Genomic DNA, 20,581 nt, shown 5'->3' on the forward strand with positions numbered 1-20,581 from the left:
GCGCGGATGCAGCACGGAGTGGGGGGCTGGGGTCCGCCGGGACAGCAGCCGGTGGCACCCCCGCCGCCGCCGATACCCCCGGCGCAGGGCTGGCCGGTGACCCCGGTGCCCGACGCGACGGGGCACATACCGCTGCCTCCCGCCGTGGCGGCGTCGCCGGTTCCGCCCCCGCCCGGCACCGGCGGGGCCACGCTCGCCGTGCTGCTCATCGGCCCGGCGGGCGCCGGCAAGACGACCGTGGCCCGGCACTGGGCGGGCACCCGCCCGGTGCCGACCGCGCACATCAGCCTGGACGACGTCCGCGAGTGGGTCTGCTCGGGCTTCGCGGACCCGCAGGCCGGCTGGAACGAGCACTCCGAGGCCCAGTACCGCCTGGCCCGCCGCACCTGCGGCTTCGCGGCCCGCAACTTCCTGGCCAACGGGATCTCCTGCATCCTCGACGACGCCGTCTTCCCGGACCGGCCCGTGGTCGGGCTGGGCGGCTGGAAGCGGCACGTGGGGCCCGCGCTGCTGCCGGTCGTGCTGCTGCCCGGCCTGGAGGTCGTCCTGGACCGCAACGCGGCCCGCTCCGGCAACCGCCGGCTCTCCGACGAGGAAGTCGCCCGCATCCACGGCCGGATGGCGGGCTGGTACGGCTCGGGGCTGCCGATCATCGACAACACCCACCTGGACGTCGAGGGCACCGCGCGGGCCCTGGACGAGGCCCTCGCGCGTGCGCTGGCCGCGCCGGGGAACTGGTAGGCCGGTACCAGCCCGCTGCGGGGGAGCGCCCGTGCGGCGCCGTTGCCGGGGCTCCGCCCCAGACCCCGCGCCTCGAACTCCCCCAGACTCCGTCCGGGGGGACCCCCAGGCCGGGCTGGAACGCCCCCACGGCAAACGCCGGCGGGCCGGAACGCCCCCACGTCCGGACGCGCTCGCCGGGCCGGATGCGCGGGGCGCTCGTAGGCTCGAAGACATGTCAGACGTGTACGCGGCCCGCAGGGGCCTGCTCCGCGAGCGCTGCGCAGCCGCGGGCAACTCCGCCGCACTGATCACGCGTCCGGCGAACGTCCGCTACCTCGCCGGGGCGTCCCCGCTGGGCGCCGTCCTGCTGGTCGGGCCCGCCGAGGACGTGCTGTTCTGCGCCGGCGCACCCACCGGCGAGGCGGACGAGGGGCGGCTGGACGAGGGGCTGCGGCTGTCCGTGCTGCCCACCCCGGGCGCCGACCCGGCCGTGGCCGCGGCCGATCTGGCCGCCGCCGGGCGGGCCGACTCCCTCGCCCTCGAGGAGCACCACCTCACCGTCGGCCGGCACCGGGCCGTGCACTCGGTGGCGCCCCGGCTGCGGCTGGCCGACCTCGGCACGGCCGTGGAACAGCAGAGGCTGGTCAAGGACGAGGAGGAGATCGCCTGCCTGCGGATCGCCGCCGAGATCGCCGACCAGGCCCTGGGCGAGCTGCTGGAGTCGATCCTCGTCGGCCGGACCGAACGCCACCTGGCGCTGGAGCTGGAGCGCCGCCTCGTCGACCACGGCGCGGACGGCCCCGCCTTCCCCACCTCCGTCGGCACCGGCCCGCACTCCGGCCGCTCCCGGCACCGGCCCTCGGACCGGCGGGTGGAGGAGGGCGACTTCCTCTCCGTCTGCCTCGGCGCGAACTACCGGGGCTACCGCTGCGAGATCGGCCGCACCTTCGTGATCGGCACCACCCCGGCCGACTGGCAGATCGAGCTGTACGACCTCGTCTTCGCCGCCCAGCGGGCCGGCCGCCAGGCGCTGCTGCCGGGCGCCGCGTACCGGGACGTGGACCACGCGGCACGGTCCGTACTGGATTCGGCCGGGCACGGTGAGGCCCTCGCCGGATGGATGGGACACGGGGTCGGCCTCGAAATCGACGAGGACCCGCAGCTTGCACCTACGGCAATGGGTAAACTGGACGCTTGCGTGCCGGTCACCGTCGAACCGGGGGTTCACCTCCCCGGCCGGGGAGGTGTCCGGATCGATGACACGCTCGTCGTACGCCCCGAGGCGGACGGCGGTCCCGAGCTACTCACCATTACGACCAAGGAGCTGCTCGCGCTCTAGCCCGCCGCGGCGGGCTGTGCGCGCACCCGTGGTCTTCCAGTGCAGGAGATTCCGCAACCGTGGCTTCCACGAACGACCTCAAGAACGGCATGGTGCTCAAGCTCGACGGTGACCAGCTCTGGTCCGTCGTCGAGTTCCAGCACGTCAAGCCCGGCAAGGGCCCGGCCTTCGTGCGCACCAAGCTCAAGCACGTGCTCTCCGGCAAGGTCGTCGACAAGACCTTCAACGCCGGCACGAAGGTCGAGACGGCCACGATCGACCGCCGTGACATGCAGTTCTCGTACATGGACGGCGAGTACTTCGTCTTCATGGACATGAGCACCTACGACCAGCTGATGGTCGACAAGAAGGCTGTCGGCGACGCCGCCAACTTCCTGATCGAGGGCTTCACCGCCTCCGTCGCCCAGCACGAGGGCGAGGTGCTCTACGTCGAGCTGCCGGCCGCCGTCGAGCTGACGATCGAGCAGACCGACCCGGGCGTCCAGGGCGACCGCTCCACCGGCGGCACCAAGCCCGCCACGCTGGAGACCGGCCACGAGATCCAGGTCCCGCTCTTCGTCACCACCGGCGAGAAGGTCAAGGTCGACACCCGCACCAGCGCCTACCTCGGCCGGGTGAGCAGCTAACCGTGGCTGCCCGGAGCAACGCGCGCAAGCGCGCATTCCAGATCCTCTTCGAGGCCGACCAGCGCGGGGTGTCCGTGCGCGAGGTCCTCGCGGACTGGATCCGCCACGCGCGGTCCGACGACCGGCAGCCGCCGGTCAGCGCCTTCACGATGGACCTCGTCGAGGGGTACGCCGACAAGGTGAACCGCATCGACGAGCTGATCATCACCTACGCCGTGGACTGGGACCTCGACCGCATGCCGGTCGTCGACCGGAACATCCTGCGGCTGGGTGCCTACGAGCTGATCTGGGTCGACGAGACCCCGGACGCCGTGGCGATCGACGAGGCCGTGCAGCTGGCCAAGGAGTTCTCCACGGACGACTCGCCCTCGTTCGTGAACGGCCTCCTGGGCCGCTTCAAGGACCTGAAGCCGAGCCTGCGCCGGGGCGAGTAGCCCCACGAGGACCGGCTGAGCGGAGGGCCCGCGGCGCATCGCGCTGCGGGCCCTCCGCCGTTCCGTTCCGTCGGCGGCTTCTGTCGGTCGACCGACGAAAAACCGGCGGGTGCCGGCGCCCTTCGGGGCACCGGCACCCGCCGGTAACGTTTCTGCTGAGCTGGGACGGAGCCCCTGGGACTAGATGTCCTCGTGGGCCACGGCGCGACGCGCGTCGGCGTCCAGGACGCCCCAGCTGATGAGCTGCTCGGTCAGGACCGAGGGGGACTGGTCGTAGATCACGGCCAGGGTGCGCAGGTCGTCCTGGCGGATCGACAGCACCTTGCCGTTGTAGTCGCCACGCTGGCTCTGGATGGTCGCCGCGTAGCGCTGGAGCGGACCGGCCTTCTCGGCGGGGACTCCCGCCAGGCGCTCCAGGTCGAGGCGCAGCTTCGGCGGCGGCTCGGCCGCTCCGCCGGGGGTCGTGCCCGGCAGCAGCTCCTGGACCGGAACCCCGTAGAAGTCCGCCAGCTCGGCGAGACGCTGGACGGTCACGGCGCGGTCCCCGCGCTCGTAGGAACCGACCACCACGGCCTTCCAACGGCCCTGGGACTTCTCCTCGACACCGTGGAGGGAAAGGCCCTGCTGGGTGCGGATGGCGCGGAGCTTGGCCCCGAGCTGTTTGGCGTATTCGCTGGACATAACGCTCCCGGACGCTGTGACGCTGTAACGACATGGAGACCATGCGGCTCCGCCGCGCGGCTGGTAACTCACTGTGAGGTTACGCAGCGTTACGTGGATGCGTCAAGCCGAATGCTCTTCCGCGCCCTCGTACGAGGGGCCCGGCCCGGGCCCGGTGCGGGGGTTCCCGCCTTCCCCTGGTACCGTGGACGGCGTACATCAGACGTCCTTTAAGGTCCGTCCCGTGAGGCGGAGAAGGAGGTCCTTTTCATGGACAGCCAGACTTCCCAGGTCTCGGCCGATGAAGCCATGCGCCCCGTTCTGGAGGCGCAGGACATCGCCCGGGTCCTGACGCGTATCGCCCACGAGATCGTCGAACGCGCCAAGGGCGCCGACGACGTGGTGCTCCTCGGCATCCCCACCCGCGGTGTGTACCTCGCCCGCCGGCTGGCCGCCAAGCTCGAGGAGATCACCGGGACGAAGATCCCGGTCGGATCCCTCGACATCACCATGTACCGGGACGACCTGCGCCTGAAGCCGGCGCGGGCGATCGGCCGCACCGAGATCCCCGGCGACGGCATCGACGGCCGCCTGGTGATCCTCCTCGACGACGTCCTCTTCTCCGGCCGCACCATCCGGGCCGCCCTGGACGCCCTCGGCGCCATCGGCCGCCCCCGCGCCGTCCAGCTCGCGGTCCTCGTCGACCGCGGCCACCGCGAACTTCCCATCCGCGCCGACTACGTGGGCAAGAACCTGCCCACCTCGCTGCGGGAGACCGTCAAGGTCCAGCTCCAGGAGGAGGACGGCCGCGACGCCGTACTGCTCGGCCAGCGGACCGCCCAGGCAGCAGGGCAGTAGCCCCCACGCGTACGGGACCCCCCGGGGGGCCCGTGCCGAGGCCTGCCCTGCCCGCATCACCGTCAGCCCCGCCTGCCTGCCCTCCCGACTTACGGAGCACCCAGATGAAGCGCCACCTCATCTCGGCCGCCGACCTCACGCGCGACGACGCCGTCCTGATCCTCGACACCGCCGAGGAGATGGCCCGTGTCGCGGACCGGCCGATAAAGAAGCTGCCCACCCTGCGCGGCCGCACGATCTGCAACCTGTTCTTCGAGGACTCGACCCGCACCCGGATCTCCTTCGAAGCCGCCGAGAAGCGCCTGTCCGCCGACGTCATCAACTTCGCGGCGAAGGGCTCCAGCGTCTCCAAGGGCGAGTCCCTCAAGGACACCGCCCAGACCCTGGAGGCCATGGGCGTCGACGCCGTGGTCATCCGCCACCACGCCTCCGGCGCCCCCTACCGGCTCGCCACCTCCGGCTGGATCGACGCCCCGGTGATCAACGCCGGCGACGGCACCCACCAGCACCCCACCCAGGCCCTGCTGGACGCCTTCACCATGCGCCGTCGCCTGGTCGGCCGCGACGCGGGGCTCGGCAAGGGCCTCGACGGCCGCCGCATCACCCTCGTGGGCGACGTCCTGCACAGCCGTGTGGCCCGCTCCAACGTCGACCTGCTGCACACCCTCGGCGCCGAGGTCACCCTGGTGGCCCCGCCCACCCTGGTGCCGGTCGGCGTCGAGAACTGGCCGTGCGAGATCTCGTACAGCCTCGACGAGGTGCTGCCGAAGTCGGACGCGGTCATGATGCTGCGTGTGCAGCGCGAGCGGATGAACGCCGCCTTCTTCCCGACCGAGCGCGAGTACTCCCGCCGCTACGGCTTGGACGCCGCCCGCATGGCCCGGATGCCCGAGCACGCCATCGTGATGCACCCCGGCCCCATGGTCCGGGGCATGGAGATCACCGCCGAGGTCGCCGACTCCGACCGCTGCACGGTCGTCGAGCAGGTCGCCAACGGCGTCTCGATCCGCATGGCCGTCCTGTACCTGCTGCTCGGAGGCTCCGAGCCCGCCGTCACCACCAGCACCGCACCGCGCACCGAGGAGAACAAGTAACCATGAGCAAGATCCTTATCCGCGGCGCGAAGGTACTCGGCGGCGAAGCGCAGGACGTCCTGATCGACGGCGAGACCATCGCGGAGGTCGGCCAGAACCTGAACGCCGGCGACGCGACCGTCATCGAGGCCGAGGGCCAGATCCTCCTCCCCGGCCTCGTCGACCTGCACACCCACCTGCGCGAGCCCGGCCGCGAGGACTCCGAGACCGTCCTCACCGGCACCCGCGCCGCCGCCTCCGGCGGCTACACCGCCGTCTTCGCCATGGCCAACACCTTCCCGGTCGCCGACACCGCCGGCGTGGTCGAGCAGGTCTGGCGCCTGGGCAAGGAGTCCGGCTACTGCGACGTGCAGCCCATCGGCGCCGTCACCGTCGGCCTGGAAGGCAAGAAGCTCTCCGAGCTGGGCGCCATGCACGAGTCCGCCGCCCGCGTCACCGTCTTCTCCGACGACGGCAAGTGCGTGGACGACGCCGTGATCATGCGCCGCGCCCTGGAGTACGTGAAGGCCTTCGGCGGCGTCGTCGCCCAGCACGCCCAGGAGCCCCGCCTCACCGAGGGCGCCCAGATGAACGAGGGCATCGTCTCCGCCGAGCTGGGCCTCGGCGGCTGGCCGGCCGTCGCCGAGGAGTCGATCATCGCCCGCGACGTCCTCCTCGCCGAGCACGTCGGCTCCCGCGTGCACATCTGCCACCTCTCCACCGCCGGCTCCGTCGAGATCGTCCGCTGGGCCAAGTCCCGCGGCATCGACGTCACCGCCGAGGTCACCCCGCACCACCTGCTCCTCACCGACGAGCTGGTGCGCTCGTACGACCCGGTCTACAAGGTCAACCCGCCGCTGCGCACCGAACGCGACGTGATGGCCCTGCGCGAGGCGCTCGCCGACGGCACGATCGACATCGTCGCCACCGACCACGCCCCGCACCCGCACGAGGACAAGGACTGCGAGTGGGCCGCCGCCGCCATGGGCATGGTGGGCCTGGAGACCGCGCTGTCCGTCGTCCAGCAGACGATGGTGGAGACCGGCCTCCTCGACTGGGCGGGTGTCGCGGAGCGGATGTCCCACGCTCCGGCCCGCATCGGCAGCCTCGCGGGGCACGGCCGGCCCGTCTCGGCAGGTGAACCCGCGAACCTGACCTTGGTCGATACCTCGTACCGTGGTGTCGTGGACCCCGCACACTTCGCCTCCCGCAGCCGCAACACGCCTTACGAGGGCCGTGAGCTGCCGGGGCGCGTCACTCACACCTTCCTGCGGGGCCGGGCAACGGTCGTGGACGGGAAACTGGCGTGACACCTGCAGTAATCCAACTGGCCGCCGAGGCCGCCGAACGACAGTCGGCGGAGGTGACCAGCTTCGGCGCCCGCATCGCGTGGGTGATCGGCCTGGTCGTCTTCATCGCGTTCGTGTACTGGCTGATGCGGCAGGGCTGGAAATGGCGCGGCGCCCTGCAGAGCGATCTGCCGGAGCTGCCCGCCGCCCCCGGCGGACTCCCCGAGCACCGGCTGGCCCTGACCGGCCGGTACCACGGGTCCACCACCGCCGGGCAGTGGCTCGACCGGATCGTCGCCCACGGTCTCGGAGTCCGCAGCCGGGTCGAGCTCACCCTCACCGACGCGGGCCTCGACGTGGTCCGTCCGGGGGCAACCGACTTCTTCGTACCGGCCACGCAGCTGCGCGGCGCCCGCCTCGACAAGGGAATCGCGGGCAAGGTACTCACCGAGGGCGGTCTGCTCGTCGTCACCTGGGCGCACGGCGACAAGCTGATCGACTCCGGATTCCGCTCCGACCGCGCGGCCGAACACGCCGCCTGGGTCGAAGCGATCAATTTCATGAACCACTCAATCACCACGACGGAAGGCGCCGAACGATGACGACCTCCACCAGGGGAGCAGCCAAAGCTCCCGCCGTACTCGTCCTGGAGGACGGTCGGATCTTCCGCGGCCGCGCCTACGGCGCTGTGGGGGAGACCTTCGGCGAGGCCGTGTTCTCCACCGGCATGACCGGCTACCAGGAGACCCTCACCGACCCGTCGTACCACCGGCAGGTCGTCGTGATGACCGCCCCGCACGTGGGCAACACCGGCGTCAACGACGAGGACCCCGAGTCCTCCCGCATCTGGGTCTCCGGGTACGTCGTACGCGACCCCGCCCGCGTCCCGTCCAACTGGCGCTCCCAGCGCTCGCTGGACGAGGAGCTGGTCAAGCAGGGTGTCGTCGGCATCTCCGGCATCGACACCCGCGCCCTGACCCGCCACCTGCGCGAGCGCGGCGCCATGCGCGTCGGCATCTTCTCGGGCGAGGCGATCGCCGACGACGCGGCCCTGCTGGCCCGCGTCCTGGAAGCCCCGCAGATGAAGGGCGCCAACCTCTCCGCCGAGGTCGCCACCAAGGAGACCTACGTGGTCCCCGCGATCGGTGAGAAGAAGTTCACCGTCGCCGCCGTGGACCTCGGCATCAAGGGCATGACCCCGCACCGGATGGCCGAGCGCGGCATCGAGGTGCACGTGCTCCCCGCCACCGCCACCGTCGAGGACGTCTACGCGGTCAACCCCGACGGCGTGTTCTTCTCCAACGGCCCGGGCGACCCGGCCACCGCCGACGGCCCCGTCGCCGTCATGCAGGGCGTCCTGGAGCGCAAGACCCCGCTCTTCGGCATCTGCTTCGGCAACCAGATCCTGGGCCGTGCGCTCGGCTTCGGCACGTACAAGCTGAAGTACGGCCACCGCGGCATCAACCAGCCGGTGCAGGACCGCACCACCGGCAAGGTCGAGATCACCGCGCACAACCACGGCTTCGCCGTGGACGCGCCCCTCGACAAGGTGTCCGAGACCCCCTACGGCCGCGCCGAGGTCTCCCACGTCTGCCTGAACGACAACGTCGTGGAAGGCCTCCAGCTGCTCGACCAGCCGGCCTTCTCCGTCCAGTACCACCCCGAAGCGGCCGCCGGCCCGCACGACGCCGCGTACCTCTTCGACCGCTTTGTATCTCTGATGGAGGCCGAGCGTGCCTAAGCGCACCGATATCCAGTCCGTCCTGGTCATCGGCTCCGGCCCGATCGTCATCGGCCAGGCCGCGGAGTTCGACTACTCCGGCACCCAGGCCTGCCGCATCCTCAAGGCCGAGGGCCTGCGGGTCATCCTGGTGAACTCCAACCCCGCGACGATCATGACCGACCCGGAGATCGCCGACGCCACGTACGTCGAGCCGATCACCCCCGAGTTCGTCGAGAAGATCATCGCGAAGGAGCGCCCCGACGCGCTGCTCCCGACCCTCGGCGGCCAGACCGCGCTCAACACCGCCATCTCCATGCACGAGCAGGGTGTGCTGGAGAAGTACGGTGTCGAGCTCATCGGCGCCAACGTCGAGGCCATCAACAAGGGCGAGGACCGCGACCTCTTCAAGGGCGTCGTCGAGGCCGTCAAGGCCAAGATCGGTTACGGCGAGTCCGCCCGCTCGGTCATCTGCCACACGATGGACGAGGTCATCGCGGGCGTCGACACCCTCGGCGGCTACCCCGTCGTCGTCCGCCCCTCCTTCACCATGGGCGGCGCCGGCTCCGGCTTCGCCCACGACGAGGAAGAACTGCGCCGCATCGCCGGCCAGGGCCTGACGCTCTCCCCGACCACCGAGGTCCTCCTGGAGGAGTCCATCCTCGGCTGGAAGGAGTACGAGCTGGAGCTGATGCGCGACACCAAGGACAACGTGGTCGTCGTCTGCTCCATCGAGAACTTCGACCCGATGGGCGTGCACACCGGTGACTCGATCACCGTCGCCCCGGCGATGACGCTGACCGACCGCGAGTACCAGCGGCTGCGCGACATCGGCATCGCGATCATCCGCGAGGTCGGCGTCGACACCGGCGGCTGCAACATCCAGTTCGCGATCGACCCTGTCGACGGCCGCGTCATCGTCATCGAGATGAACCCGCGCGTCTCGCGCTCCTCGGCGCTCGCGTCGAAGGCCACCGGCTTCCCGATCGCCAAGATCGCCGCCAAGCTGGCCATCGGCTACACGCTGGACGAGGTCCCCAACGACATCACCGAGAAGACCCCGGCCTCCTTCGAGCCGTCCCTCGACTACGTCGTCGTCAAGGCCCCGCGCTTCGCCTTCGAGAAGTTCCCGCTCGCCGACGCCACCCTCACCACCACCATGAAGTCGGTGGGCGAGGCCATGGCCATCGGCCGCAACTTCACCGAGGCCCTCCAGAAGGCCCTGCGCTCCCTGGAGAAGAAGGGCTCGCAGTTCACCTTCGTCGGCGAGCCCGGCGACAAGGAAGAGCTGCTGGCCACCGCGGTCCGCCCGACCGACGGCCGCATCAACACCGTCATGCAGGCCATCCGCGCCGGCGCCACCCAGGAGGAGGTCTTCGAGTACACGAAGATCGACCCCTGGTTCGTCGACCAGCTCTTCCTGATCAAGGAGATCGCGGACGAGCTGGCCGCCGCCGAGAAGCTCCACCCCGAGCTGCTCGCCGAGGCCAAGCGCCACGGCTTCTCCGACGCCCAGATCGCCGAGATCCGCGGCCTGCGCGAGGACGTCGTCCGCGAGGTCCGCCACGCGCTGGGCGTCCGCCCGGTCTACAAGACGGTCGACACCTGCGCCGCCGAGTTCGCCGCGAACACCCCGTACTTCTACTCGTCCTACGACGAGGAGTCCGAGGTCGCCCCGCGCACCAAGCCCGCGGTGATCATCCTGGGCTCCGGCCCGAACCGCATCGGCCAGGGCATCGAGTTCGACTACTCCTGCGTCCACGCCTCCTTCGCGCTCAGCGACGCCGGCTACGAGACCGTGATGGTCAACTGCAACCCCGAGACCGTCTCGACGGACTACGACACCTCCGACCGCCTGTACTTCGAGCCGCTGACGCTCGAGGACGTGCTGGAGATCGTCCACGCCGAGTCGCTCGCCGGCCCGATCGCCGGTGTCGTCGTCCAGCTCGGCGGCCAGACCCCCCTCGGTCTCGCCCAGGCGCTCAAGGACAACGGCGTCCCGGTCGTCGGCACCTCGCCGGAGGCCATCCACGCCGCCGAGGACCGCGGCGCCTTCGGCCAGGTCCTGGCCGACGCCGGCCTGCCCGCGCCCAAGCACGGCACCGCCACCACCTTCGCGGGCGCGAAGGCGATCGCGGACGAGATCGGCTACCCGGTCCTCGTCCGCCCGTCCTACGTGCTCGGCGGCCGCGGCATGGAGATCGTCTACGACGAGACCCGCCTGGAGTCGTACATCGCGGAGTCCACCGAGATCTCCCCGACCCGCCCCGTGCTGGTCGACCGCTTCCTCGACGACGCGATCGAGATCGACGTGGACGCCCTCTACGACGGCACCGAGCTCTACCTCGGCGGCGTCATGGAGCACATCGAGGAAGCCGGCATCCACTCCGGCGACTCGGCCTGCGCCCTGCCCCCGATCACCCTCGGCGGCTACGACATCAAGCGCCTGCGCGCCTCCACCGAGGCCATCGCCAAGGGCGTCGGCGTCCGCGGCCTGATCAACATCCAGTTCGCGATGGCGGGTGACATCCTCTACGTCCTGGAGGCCAACCCGCGCGCCTCCCGCACCGTCCCCTTCACCTCGAAGGCGACCGCCGTCCCGCTCGCGAAGGCCGCCGCCCGCATCTCGCTCGGCACCACCATCGCCGAGCTGCGCGAAGAGGGCATGCTGCCGAAGACCGGCGACGGCGGCACCCTGCCGCTGGACGCGCCGATCTCCGTCAAGGAGGCCGTCATGCCGTGGTCGCGCTTCCGCGACATCCAGGGCCGCGGCGTGGACACCGTCCTCGGCCCGGAGATGCGCTCCACCGGCGAGGTCATGGGCATCGACACCGTCTTCGGCACGGCGTACGCCAAGTCGCAGGCCGGCGCCTACGGCCCGCTGCCGACCAAGGGCCGCGCGTTCATCTCCGTCGCCAACCGCGACAAGCGCTCGATGATCTTCCCGGCCCGTGAGCTCGTCGCCCACGGCTTCGAGCTGCTCGCCACCTCCGGCACCGCCGAGGTGCTGCGCCGCAACGGCATCAACGCCACCGTCGTGCGCAAGCTCAGCGAGGGCGAGGGCCCCGACGGCGAGAAGACCATCGTCCAGCTCATCCACGACGGTCAGGTCGACCTCATCGTCAACACCCCGTACGGCACCGGCGGCCGCCTCGACGGCTACGAGATCCGTACGGCCGCCGTGGCGCGCAGCGTCCCGTGCCTGACCACGGTCCAGGCGCTCGCCGCCGCCGTCCAGGGCATCGACGCGCTCAACCGCGGTGACGTCGGCGTGCGCTCCCTCCAGGAGCACGCGGAGCACCTGAACGCGGCACGCGACTAAGCAGCCCGTAGGGGAGAGGGGGACACCGGACGCGCGAACCGCGCCGGTGTCCCCCTCTTCACGAGCGCAGAAGGGACATTTCGGACGATGTACAAGCTTTTCTTCAACCTGGTCTTCAAGCGGATGGACCCCGAGCAGGCCCACTACACGGCCTTCCGGTGGATCCGCCTCGCCGCCCGCACGCCGGTGCTGCGCACCTTCGTCGCGGCCGCCCTGGCGCCGCGCCACGAGTCCCTGCGTACGGAGGCGCTCGGCCTGCGGATGCACGGCCCCTTCGGGCTCGCGGCCGGCTTCGACAAGAACGCCGTCGCCATCGACGGCATGTCCATGCTCGGTTTCGACCACATCGAGATCGGCACGGTCACCGGCCAGGCGCAGCCCGGCAACCCCAAGAAGCGGCTCTTCCGCCTGGTCCCCGACCGGGCGCTGATCAACCGCATGGGCTTCAACAACGAGGGCTCGGCCGCCGTCGCCGAGCGGCTCGCCGCCCGCAACCCGGTCTTCAGGACCGTCGTGGGCGTCAACATCGGCAAGACCAAGGTCGTCCCGGAGGCCGAGGCCGCCGCCGACTACGTGGTCTCCACCGAGCGCCTCGCCCGCCACGCCGACTACCTCGTCGTCAACGTCTCCTCGCCGAACACCCCGGGCCTGCGCAACCTCCAGGCCACGGAGTCGCTGCGGCCGCTGCTGACGGCCGTACGGGAGGCCGCGGACCGCGCCGTCACCGACCGCCGCGTCCCGCTGCTGGTCAAGATCGCCCCGGACCTCGCGGACGAGGACGTCGACGCGGTCGCCGACCTCGCGCTGGAGCTGGGCCTGGACGGCATCATCGCCACCAACACCACCATCGCGCGCGAGGGCCTCGGGCTGAAGTCGGACCCCGCCCTGGTCAAGGAGACCGGCGGACTGTCCGGGGCCCCGGTCAAGGAGCGCTCCCTGGAGGTCCTGCGCCGCCTGTACGCCCGCGTGGGCGACCGTCTGGTCCTGGTGGGCGTCGGGGGCATCGAGAACGCCGAGGACGCCTGGCAGCGCATCCTGGCGGGCGCCACCCTGATCCAGGGCTACAGCGCCTTCATCTACGAGGGCCCGTTCTACGCCCGTGCCATCCACAAGGGCCTGGCCGCCCGCCTGGCCGCCAGCCCGTACGCGACCCTGGCCGAAGCCGTGGGCGCCGAGACCCGAAAGGCCGCGCTGTGAGCCCTGTGACCCCCTTCGGAGCCCGTCTGCGCGCCGCCATGGACGCGCGGGGCCCCCTGTGCGTCGGAATCGACCCGCACGCCGCCCTGCTGGCCTCCTGGGGCCTCGAGGACGACATCGCCGGCCTGGAGCGCTTCTCCCGCACGGTGGTCGAGGCGCTGGCCGACTCCGTAGCCGTCTTCAAGCCGCAGGCCGCCTTCTTCGAGCGGTTCGGCTCGCGGGGCGTCGCGGTGCTGGAGCGGACCGTCGCGGACGCCCGGGCCGCCGGGACCCTGGTGGTCATGGACGCCAAGCGGGGCGACATCGGCTCCACGATGGCCGCGTACGCCGCCGCCTTCCTGGATCCGGCCTCCCCGCTGTTCTCGGACGCGCTGACGGTCTCCCCGTACCTGGGCTACGGCTCGCTCGCCCCGGCCGTGGAGCTGGCCCGGGAGTCGGGCGCCGGACTCTTCGTCCTCGCCCTGACCTCCAACCCCGAGGGCGCCGAGGTGCAGCGCGCGGTCCGCGAGGACGGCCGTACGATCGGCGCGACCATGCTGGCCCACCTGGCGGCGGAGAACGCCGGCGCCGAGCCCATGGGCTCCTTCGGCGCGGTGGTCGGCGCCACGCTGGGCGACCTGTCCTCCTTCGACCTGGACATCAACGGCCCGCTGCTGGCTCCGGGCATCGGCGCCCAGGGCGCGACCGCGGCCGACCTCCCGGCGGTCTTCGGCGCGGCCGTCGGCAACGTCGTCCCGAACGTCTCGCGGGGCGTCCTGAAGCACGGTCCGGACACCGCCGCCCTGCGCTCCTCCGCGAAGCGCTTCGCGGACGAGATCCGAGAGGCCGTGGCGGGCTGATCTCCGGGTCGGAGGGGCGGCCCGTGACACGGGATCTCGAAAATCGAACGTCTTTCCCCGGACAAAACCGGGGTGGTTTGTCCGTGATGTACGGTTCGGTGGAGGCTGACCAGGACTTTTCGTCCGTTCTCGCTGACTGGAGCGGCCTTGGACGCTAGTCTCCGACCAGAGTGAACGAGCAGCGAACGAATTCCATCGCTGTTCGGGACCTCGCCTGGCGTGGTGCCCACGGGCTCCCCGCCGGTCCGTATCCGACAGTTCGACATCCGAGGTGACGTAGGCGTGGCTCTTCCGCCCCTTACCCCTGAACAGCGCGCAGCAGCGCTCGAAAAGGCCGCCGCGGCTCGCCGGGAGCGGGCCGAGGTGAAGAATCGACTCAAGCACTCCGGCGCCTCCCTCCACGACGTCATCAAGACGGGTCAGGAGAACGACGTCATCGGAAAGATGAAGGTCTCCGCCCTTCTCGAGTCGCTGCCCGGCGTCGGCAAGGTCCGCGCCAAGCAGATCATGGAGCGCCTCGGCATCTCCGAGTCCCGGCGTGTCCGAGGTCTCGGTTCCAACCAGATCGCCTCTCTGGAGCGTGAGTTCGGCGGTAGCGGCGCCTGAGGCGTCGCCCGAAGTTCTCCCGGCGTTCTCAGGCAGTCCCGAGAACCTGGATAATCGCTCTATGGCAGCAGAGGTTCGTCCGCGGCTGACCGTGCTCTCCGGCCCTTCGGGGGTCGGCAAGAGCACGGTCGTCGCGCATATGCGCAAGGTTCACCCCGAGGTATGGCTCTCGGTGTCGGCCACCACCCGCAAGCCGCGGCCCGGTGAGCGACACGGAATCCACTACTTCTTCGTCAACGACGACGAGTTCGACAAGCTGATCGCCAACGGCGAGCTGCTGGAGTGGGCCGAGTTCGCGGGCAACCGCTACGGCACACCGCGCGGCGCGGTACTGGAACGCCTGGACAACGGCGAACCGGTGCTGCTGGAGATCGACCTCCAGGGCGCCCGGCTCGTCCGCGAGTCCAAGCCCGACGCACAGCTGGTCTTCCTGGCCCCGCCGAGCTGGGACGAACTGGTCCGCCGGCTCACCGGCCGCGGCACCGAGTCGCCCGAGGTCATCGAGCGCCGGCTGGAGACCGCAAAGATCGAACTCGCTGCCGAGTCCGAGTTCGACACCACCCTGGTGAACACCTCCGTCGAGGACGTGGCGCGTGAGCTGCTAGCCTTGATGAAAGTTGTTTGATCGAATTTGTTTCGATCTTCACCCATCTTCGGAAGGTAGAGCGTGTCCTCTTCCATCACCGCGCCCGAGGGCATCATCAACCCGCCGATCGACGAGCTGCTCGAGGCCACGGACTCGAAGTACAGCCTCGTGATCTACGCGGCCAAGCGGGCGCGTCAGATCAACGCGTACTACTCGCAGCTCGGTGAGGGCCTGCTCGAGTACGTCGGCCCCCTGGTGGACACCCACGTCCACGAGAAGCCGCTTTCGATCGCGCTGCGCGAGATCAACGCCGGTCTGCTGACCTCCGAGGCCATCGAGGCCCCGGCTCAGTAGGGCAGCGGGAAATCCTTCACCACAGGCCCGGCAGACCATCTGCCGGGCCTGTGGTGTGTCATAGGTGTCGTAGCGAATCCTGAATGGGGAGCAGTGGTGGACAAGCCGAAGGTCGTGCTGGGTGTCAGCGGCGGGATCGCCGCCTACAAGGCCTGTGAGCTGCTGCGCCGGCTGACCGAGTCCGGGCACGACGTACGCGTGGTGCCCACGGCGTCGTCCCTCAACTTCGTCGGCGAGGCCACCTGGGCGGCGCTGTCCGGGAACCCGGCCTCCACGGAGGTCTGGGAGAGCGTCCACGAGGTGCCCCACGTGCGCATCGGCCAGGGGGCCGACCTCGTCGTCGTCGCCCCGGCCACCGCCGACATGCTCGCCAAGGCCGCCCACGGGCTGGCCGACGACCTCCTCACGAACACCCTGCTCACCGCTCGCTGCCCGGTGGTCTTCGCGCCCGCGATGCACACCGAGATGTGGGAGCACCCCGCCACCCAGGAGAACGTCGCCACGCTGCGCCGCCGTGGCGCCGTCGTCATCGAGCCCGCCGTCGGCCGGCTCACCGGCAAGGACACCGGCAAGGGGCGGCTGCCCGACCCGGACGAGATCTACGAGGTCTGCCGCAACGTCTTGCGCAGGCACCGTTTGGCCCGTGGGGCCGTGGAGCCCGATCTCGCCGGGCGGCACGTGGTCGTCAGCGCCGGCGGCACCCGCGAGCCCCTGGACCCGGTGCGCTTCCTCGGCAACCGCTCCTCCGGCAAGCAGGGCTACGCCCTCGCCCGCACCGCCGCCGCGCGCGGGGCCAGGGTCACGCTGGTGGCCGCCAACACCGCGCTGCCCGACCCGGCCGGGGTGGACGTCGTACGGGTCGGCACGGCCCTCCAGCTGCGGGAAGCCGTACTGAAGGCCGCCGCGGACGCCGACGCCGTGGTGATGGCGGCGGCCGTGGCCGACTTCCGGCCCGCCCGGTACGCCGACGGCAAGATCAAGAAGAAGGACGGGCAGGACCCCGAGCCCGTGGCCCTCGTCCGCAACCCCGACGTCCTCGCGGAGATCTCCGCCGAGCGGGCCCGCGAGGGACAGATCGTGGTCGGTTTCGCCGCCGAGACGGACGACGTGCTCGCCAACGGCCGGGCCAAGCTCCTGCGCAAGGGGTGTGACCTACTCGTGGTCAACGAGGTCGGTGAAGCCAAGACCTTCGGTTCCGAGGAGAACGAGGCCGTCATCCTGGCCTCCGATGGGACGGAGACTCCCGTACCGTATGGACCGAAGGAAGCTCTGGCGGAAGTCATCTGGGACCAGGTCGCCCCGCGACTCGCGCCCCCGCGTGAACCCCGACGCGCCTGAGCCTTTCCCTTCCCGACTCCCTTCTCGACGGTAAATCCGTACGTCAGAATGGAGTGCCGCAGGTCACACGGCTCCCATAAGGCGAGACGGGTGGTCCGGTAAACGGTGGCGACCGATAAACTGCATCTGGAACGTGATCGGGCGCAGCCCCCGGTGTGGTTCCGCCAAATGATCAGCCAGCAGCCGCTGCAACCCCAGGGAGCGTTGTGTCCCGTCGCCTGTTCACCTCGGAGTCTGTGACCGAGGGTCACCCCGACAAGATCGCTGACCAGATCAGCGACACGATCCTCGACGCGCTCCTCACCGAGGACCCGACCTCGCGTGTGGCCGTGGAGACTCTCATCACCACCGGTCTCGTGCACATCGCGGGCGAGGTGACGACGAAGGCGTACGCGCCGATCGCCCAGCTCGTGCGCGACAAGATCCTCGAGATCGGCTACGACTCGTCCAAGAAGGGCTTCGACGGCGCCTCCTGCGGCGTGTCGGTGTCCATCGGCGCGCAGTCCCCGGACATCGCGCAGGGCGTGGACACGGCCTACGAGCAGCGGGTCGAGGGCGACGAGGACGAGCTCGACAAGCAGGGCGCGGGCGACCAGGGCCTGATGTTCGGCTACGCGACGGACGAGACGCCCGAGCTGATGCCGCTGCCGATCCACATCGCGCACCGGCTGTCGCGCCGCCTGTCCGAGGTCCGCAAGAACGGGACCATCCCGTACCTGCGTCCCGACGGCAAGACCCAGGTCACCATCGAGTACGACGGTGACAAGCCGGTCCGCCTGGACACGGTCGTCGTGTCCTCGCAGCACGCCGCCGACATCGACCTGGACTCGCTGCTCGCGCCGGACATCCGCGAGTTCGTCGTGGAGTACGTCCTGGCGCAGCTCGTCGAGGACGGCATCAAGCTGGACACCGAGGGCTACCGGCTGCTGGTCAACCCGACCGGGCGCTTCGAGATCGGCGGCCCGATGGGCGACGCCGGCCTGACCGGTCGCAAGATCATCATCGACACCTACGGCGGCATGGCCCGTCACGGTGGCGGCGCCTTCTCCGGCAAGGACCCGTCGAAGGTCGACCGCTCGGCCGCCTACGCGATGCGCTGGGTCGCCAAGAACGTGGTCGCCGCCGGTCTGGCCTCGCGCTGCGAGGTCCAGGTCGCCTACGCGATCGGCAAGGCCGAGCCCGTCGGCCTCTTCGTCGAGACCTTCGGCACCGCCAAGGTCGACGTCCAGAAGATCGAGGACGCGATCGCCGAGGTCTTCGACCTCCGCCCCGCCGCGATCATCCGCGACCTCGACCTGCTGCGGCCGATCTACGCCCAGACCGCCGCCTACGGCCACTTCGGCCGCGAGCTGCCGGACTTCACCTGGGAGCGCACCGACCGCGTCGACGCCCTGCGCGCCGCCGCCGGCCTGTAAGCACCAGCCGCCCTTCGTGAACGGCCCCGGACCCTCGAGGTCCGGGGCCGTTCGCTGTCAGTGGTGTTTGGTAAGAATGCCTGTGTGAGCAGCGCGAACGATTCCCCGCCGGAACAGCTCGCCCTGATCCGGGAGATGGTCGCCGAGGCGAAGGCCAAGGCGCCCAAGGCCAAACCGCGCACCTGGCGCGGGGCCGCCGTGGCCGAGGAGCTGCCCGTCGCCCGTGTCCTCGTGAACAAGGGCGTGCTCCACCTCGACCGGCTCTTCGACTACGCCGTACCCGCCGAGCTGTCCGAGGCCGCCCAGCCCGGCGTCCGCGTCCGGGTCCGCTTCGGGGCCGGCGCGCACCGGGTGCACGGCGGCCGCCGCGAGGGCGGCGGGCTCATCGACGGCTTCATCGTGGAACGGCGCGCCGATTCCGACTACAACGGAGCCCTGGCCGCCCTCGCCCAGGTGGTCTCGCCCGAGGTGGTCCTCGGCCCCGGCATGCTGGCCCTCGCCCGGGCCGTCGCCGACCGGTACGCCGGCAGCCTGGCCGACGTGCTCCAGCTCGCCCTGCCCCCGCGCAGCGCCCGCGCCGAGGCCAAGCCCTCACCCGAACCGCTGCCCCCGCCCGCCGCGCCCGAAGCCGGCGGCTGGACGCGCTACGGCGCCGGCCCCGCCTTCCTGCGGGCCCTGGCCGCCGGAGGCACCCCGCGGGCGGTGTGGACCGCGCTGCCCGGCCCCGGCTGGGCCGACGAGCTGGCCCGCGCCATGGCCGCCACCCTCGCCTCCGGCCGGGGCGCCCTCGCGGTGGTGCCCGACGGGCGCACCGCCGCCCGGGTCGACGCGGCCCTCAACGCCCTGCTGGGCGAGGGGCGGCACGCGCTGCTGACCGCCGAGTCCGGCCCCGAGAAGCGCTACCGGCAGTGGCTCGCGGTGAGCCGGGGTTCGGTCCGTGCCGTCGTCGGCACCCGGGCGGCGATGTTCGCGCCCGTCCGGGACCTCGGGCTGGTCGCGGTCTGGGACGACGGCGACTCCAGCCACAGCGACGACCACGCCCCCTTCCCGCACGTCCGCGAGGTGCTGGAGCTGCGCGCGGTCAGCGACGGCTGCGGCTTCCTCGCCGGGAGCACCAGCTGCACCGTGGAGGCCGCCCAGCTGGTCGAGTCCGGCTGGGCCCGGCCGCTGGTCGCGGACCGCGAGACCGTGCGGGCCACCGCCCCCCGCATCCGCACCGTCGGCGACGAACTCCTGGCCCGCGACGGCGCGGCCCGCACGGCGCGGCTGCCCAGCCTGGCGTGGGAGACCGTCCGGGAGGGCCTGAAGAGCGGCCCCGTACTGGTGCAGGTGCCCCGGCGCGGGTACGTGCCCCGGCTGGCCTGCGAGCGCTGCCGCACCCCCGCCCGCTGCACCGTGTGCGCCGGGCCGCTGGAGGCCCCCGACGAGCGGGAGCTGCACTGCGGCTGGTGCGGCCGGGCCGAGAGCGCCTGGCACTGCGAGGAGTGCGGCTCCTTCCGGCTGCGGGCCCAGGTGGTGGGAGCGCGGCGCACCGCCGAGGAGCTGGGCCGGGCCTTCCCGGCCGTGGCCGTACGGACCTCCGGGCGCGACCACGTCCTGGACGAGGTGCCCGACCGCCCCGCGCTGGTGGTGTGCACCCCGGGCGCCGAACCGGTCGCCGCGGGCGCCGGGTACGCGGCGGCGCTGCTGCTGGACGGCTGGGCGATGCTCACCCGGCCCGACCTGCGGGCGGGCGAGGACGCGCTGCGCCGCTGGATCGCGGCCGCCTCGCTGGTCCGCGGCGACGGGCAGGTGGTGGTGGTCGCCGAGCCGACGCTGCGGCCCGTGCAGGCCCTGGTGCGCTGGGACCCGGTCGGGCACGCCGTACGGGAACTGGCCGAGCGGTCCCAGCTGGGCTTCCCGCCGGTGTCCCGGATGGCCGCCGTGGCCGGCCGGGCGGACGCCCTGGAGGCGTTCCTGGAGGCCGCCGACCTGCCGGCCGACGCGGAGGTGCTGGGCCCGGTACCGCTGCCCGGGCGGCGCGGGGAGCCCTCCCCGGGGGAACGGGCACTGGTGCGGGTCCCGCAGGGGAGCGGGGCCGCGCTGGCCCGGGCCCTGAAGGAGGCGCAGGCCGCCCGGCTGGCGCGGGGCGCCCAGGCGGGGGACCCGATCCGCATCCGGATCGACCCGCCGGACATCGGCTGACGGGTGTGCGGCTGCCGC

The 20,581-nt window shown here is 71.5% G+C and carries 19 protein-coding genes; 18 read left to right on the forward strand and 1 reads right to left on the reverse strand.

Annotation, left to right across the window (positions count from 1 at the left end; all coding sequences use genetic code 11):
* Positions 1–6: 6 nt before the first annotated feature.
* The 4 genes from OOK34_RS23620 (at position 7) to nusB (ending at position 3,122) form a co-directional block, all read left to right on the forward strand.
* Complete coding sequence (locus tag OOK34_RS23620; protein WP_267035848.1) at positions 7–741, forward strand: AAA family ATPase; 735 nt, start codon at positions 7–9, stop codon at positions 739–741.
* Between the two features lie 214 nt (positions 742–955).
* Positions 956–2,062 (forward strand): aminopeptidase P family protein, encoded by a 1,107-nt coding sequence (locus OOK34_RS23625; protein ID WP_267035849.1) that lies wholly within the window; start codon positions 956–958, stop codon positions 2,060–2,062.
* 59 nt (positions 2,063–2,121) lie between these two features.
* Complete coding sequence (efp, locus tag OOK34_RS23630; RefSeq protein WP_249765167.1) at positions 2,122–2,688, forward strand: elongation factor P; 567 nt, start codon at positions 2,122–2,124, stop codon at positions 2,686–2,688.
* Positions 2,689–2,690: 2 nt separating this feature from the next.
* Positions 2,691–3,122 (forward strand): transcription antitermination factor NusB, encoded by a 432-nt coding sequence (gene nusB / locus OOK34_RS23635; protein WP_267035850.1) that lies wholly within the window; start codon positions 2,691–2,693, stop codon positions 3,120–3,122.
* 180 nt (positions 3,123–3,302) lie between these two features.
* Here nusB and bldD read toward each other — a convergent pair whose 3' ends face one another.
* On the reverse strand, positions 3,303–3,803 hold the full coding sequence (bldD, locus tag OOK34_RS23640) for a transcriptional regulator BldD (protein WP_007263032.1): 501 nt from the start codon (positions 3,801–3,803) through the stop codon (positions 3,303–3,305).
* Positions 3,804–4,052: 249 nt separating this feature from the next.
* Between bldD and pyrR the strand changes: the two genes are divergently transcribed.
* The 14 genes from pyrR (at position 4,053) to OOK34_RS23710 (ending at position 20,563) form a co-directional block, all read left to right on the forward strand.
* Positions 4,053–4,640, forward strand: a complete 588-nt coding sequence (gene pyrR / locus OOK34_RS23645) for a bifunctional pyr operon transcriptional regulator/uracil phosphoribosyltransferase PyrR (RefSeq protein WP_267035851.1) — start codon at positions 4,053–4,055, stop codon at positions 4,638–4,640.
* A gap of 104 nt (positions 4,641–4,744) precedes the next feature.
* Entirely contained in the window at positions 4,745–5,734 is a 990-nt protein-coding gene (locus tag OOK34_RS23650; protein ID WP_267035852.1) for an aspartate carbamoyltransferase catalytic subunit, read from the forward strand.
* Positions 5,735–5,736: 2 nt separating this feature from the next.
* Entirely contained in the window at positions 5,737–7,023 is a 1,287-nt protein-coding gene (locus OOK34_RS23655) for a dihydroorotase (RefSeq protein ID WP_267035853.1), read from the forward strand.
* Positions 7,020–7,604 carry a hypothetical protein gene (locus tag OOK34_RS23660; protein ID WP_267035854.1) on the forward strand — a complete coding sequence of 195 codons (585 nt, stop codon included), beginning with the start codon at positions 7,020–7,022 and terminating at the stop codon, positions 7,602–7,604. The genes OOK34_RS23655 and OOK34_RS23660 overlap by 4 nt, the downstream gene beginning before the upstream one ends.
* On the forward strand, positions 7,601–8,743 hold the full coding sequence (gene carA / locus OOK34_RS23665; RefSeq protein ID WP_267035855.1) for a glutamine-hydrolyzing carbamoyl-phosphate synthase small subunit: 1,143 nt from the start codon (positions 7,601–7,603) through the stop codon (positions 8,741–8,743). The genes OOK34_RS23660 and carA overlap by 4 nt, the downstream gene beginning before the upstream one ends.
* Positions 8,736–12,044 (forward strand): carbamoyl-phosphate synthase large subunit, encoded by a 3,309-nt coding sequence (gene carB, locus OOK34_RS23670; protein ID WP_267035856.1) that lies wholly within the window; start codon positions 8,736–8,738, stop codon positions 12,042–12,044. The genes carA and carB overlap by 8 nt, the downstream gene beginning before the upstream one ends.
* 87 nt (positions 12,045–12,131) lie before the next feature.
* Positions 12,132–13,241: a quinone-dependent dihydroorotate dehydrogenase gene (locus tag OOK34_RS23675; RefSeq protein ID WP_267035857.1), complete on the forward strand. Its 1,110-nt coding sequence runs from the start codon at positions 12,132–12,134 to the stop codon at positions 13,239–13,241.
* The gene (pyrF, locus tag OOK34_RS23680) at positions 13,238–14,080 is read left to right on the forward strand and encodes an orotidine-5'-phosphate decarboxylase (RefSeq protein WP_267035858.1); all 843 of its coding nucleotides are present in this window, start codon (positions 13,238–13,240) and stop codon (positions 14,078–14,080) included. The genes OOK34_RS23675 and pyrF overlap by 4 nt, the downstream gene beginning before the upstream one ends.
* Before the next feature lie 282 nt (positions 14,081–14,362).
* Positions 14,363–14,686: an integration host factor gene (locus tag OOK34_RS23685; protein ID WP_030234009.1), complete on the forward strand. Its 324-nt coding sequence runs from the start codon at positions 14,363–14,365 to the stop codon at positions 14,684–14,686.
* 61 nt (positions 14,687–14,747) lie between these two features.
* Positions 14,748–15,311: a guanylate kinase gene (gene gmk, locus OOK34_RS23690; RefSeq protein ID WP_267035859.1), complete on the forward strand. Its 564-nt coding sequence runs from the start codon at positions 14,748–14,750 to the stop codon at positions 15,309–15,311.
* Positions 15,312–15,353: 42 nt separating this feature from the next.
* Positions 15,354–15,626, forward strand: a complete 273-nt coding sequence (rpoZ, locus tag OOK34_RS23695) for a DNA-directed RNA polymerase subunit omega (protein ID WP_004948662.1) — start codon at positions 15,354–15,356, stop codon at positions 15,624–15,626.
* Positions 15,627–15,722: 96 nt separating this feature from the next.
* Positions 15,723–16,964 carry a bifunctional phosphopantothenoylcysteine decarboxylase/phosphopantothenate--cysteine ligase CoaBC gene (gene coaBC, locus OOK34_RS23700; protein WP_267035860.1) on the forward strand — a complete coding sequence of 414 codons (1,242 nt, stop codon included), beginning with the start codon at positions 15,723–15,725 and terminating at the stop codon, positions 16,962–16,964.
* Between the two features lie 206 nt (positions 16,965–17,170).
* Positions 17,171–18,379, forward strand: a complete 1,209-nt coding sequence (gene metK, locus OOK34_RS23705; RefSeq protein ID WP_267035861.1) for a methionine adenosyltransferase — start codon at positions 17,171–17,173, stop codon at positions 18,377–18,379.
* Positions 18,380–18,463: 84 nt separating this feature from the next.
* Entirely contained in the window at positions 18,464–20,563 is a 2,100-nt protein-coding gene (locus tag OOK34_RS23710; protein ID WP_267035862.1) for a primosomal protein N', read from the forward strand.
* Positions 20,564–20,581: the final 18 nt, after the last annotated feature.

The sequence above is a fragment of the Streptomyces sp. NBC_00091 genome, from assembly GCF_026343185.1.
Lineage (GTDB): Bacteria > Actinomycetota > Actinomycetes > Streptomycetales > Streptomycetaceae > Streptomyces.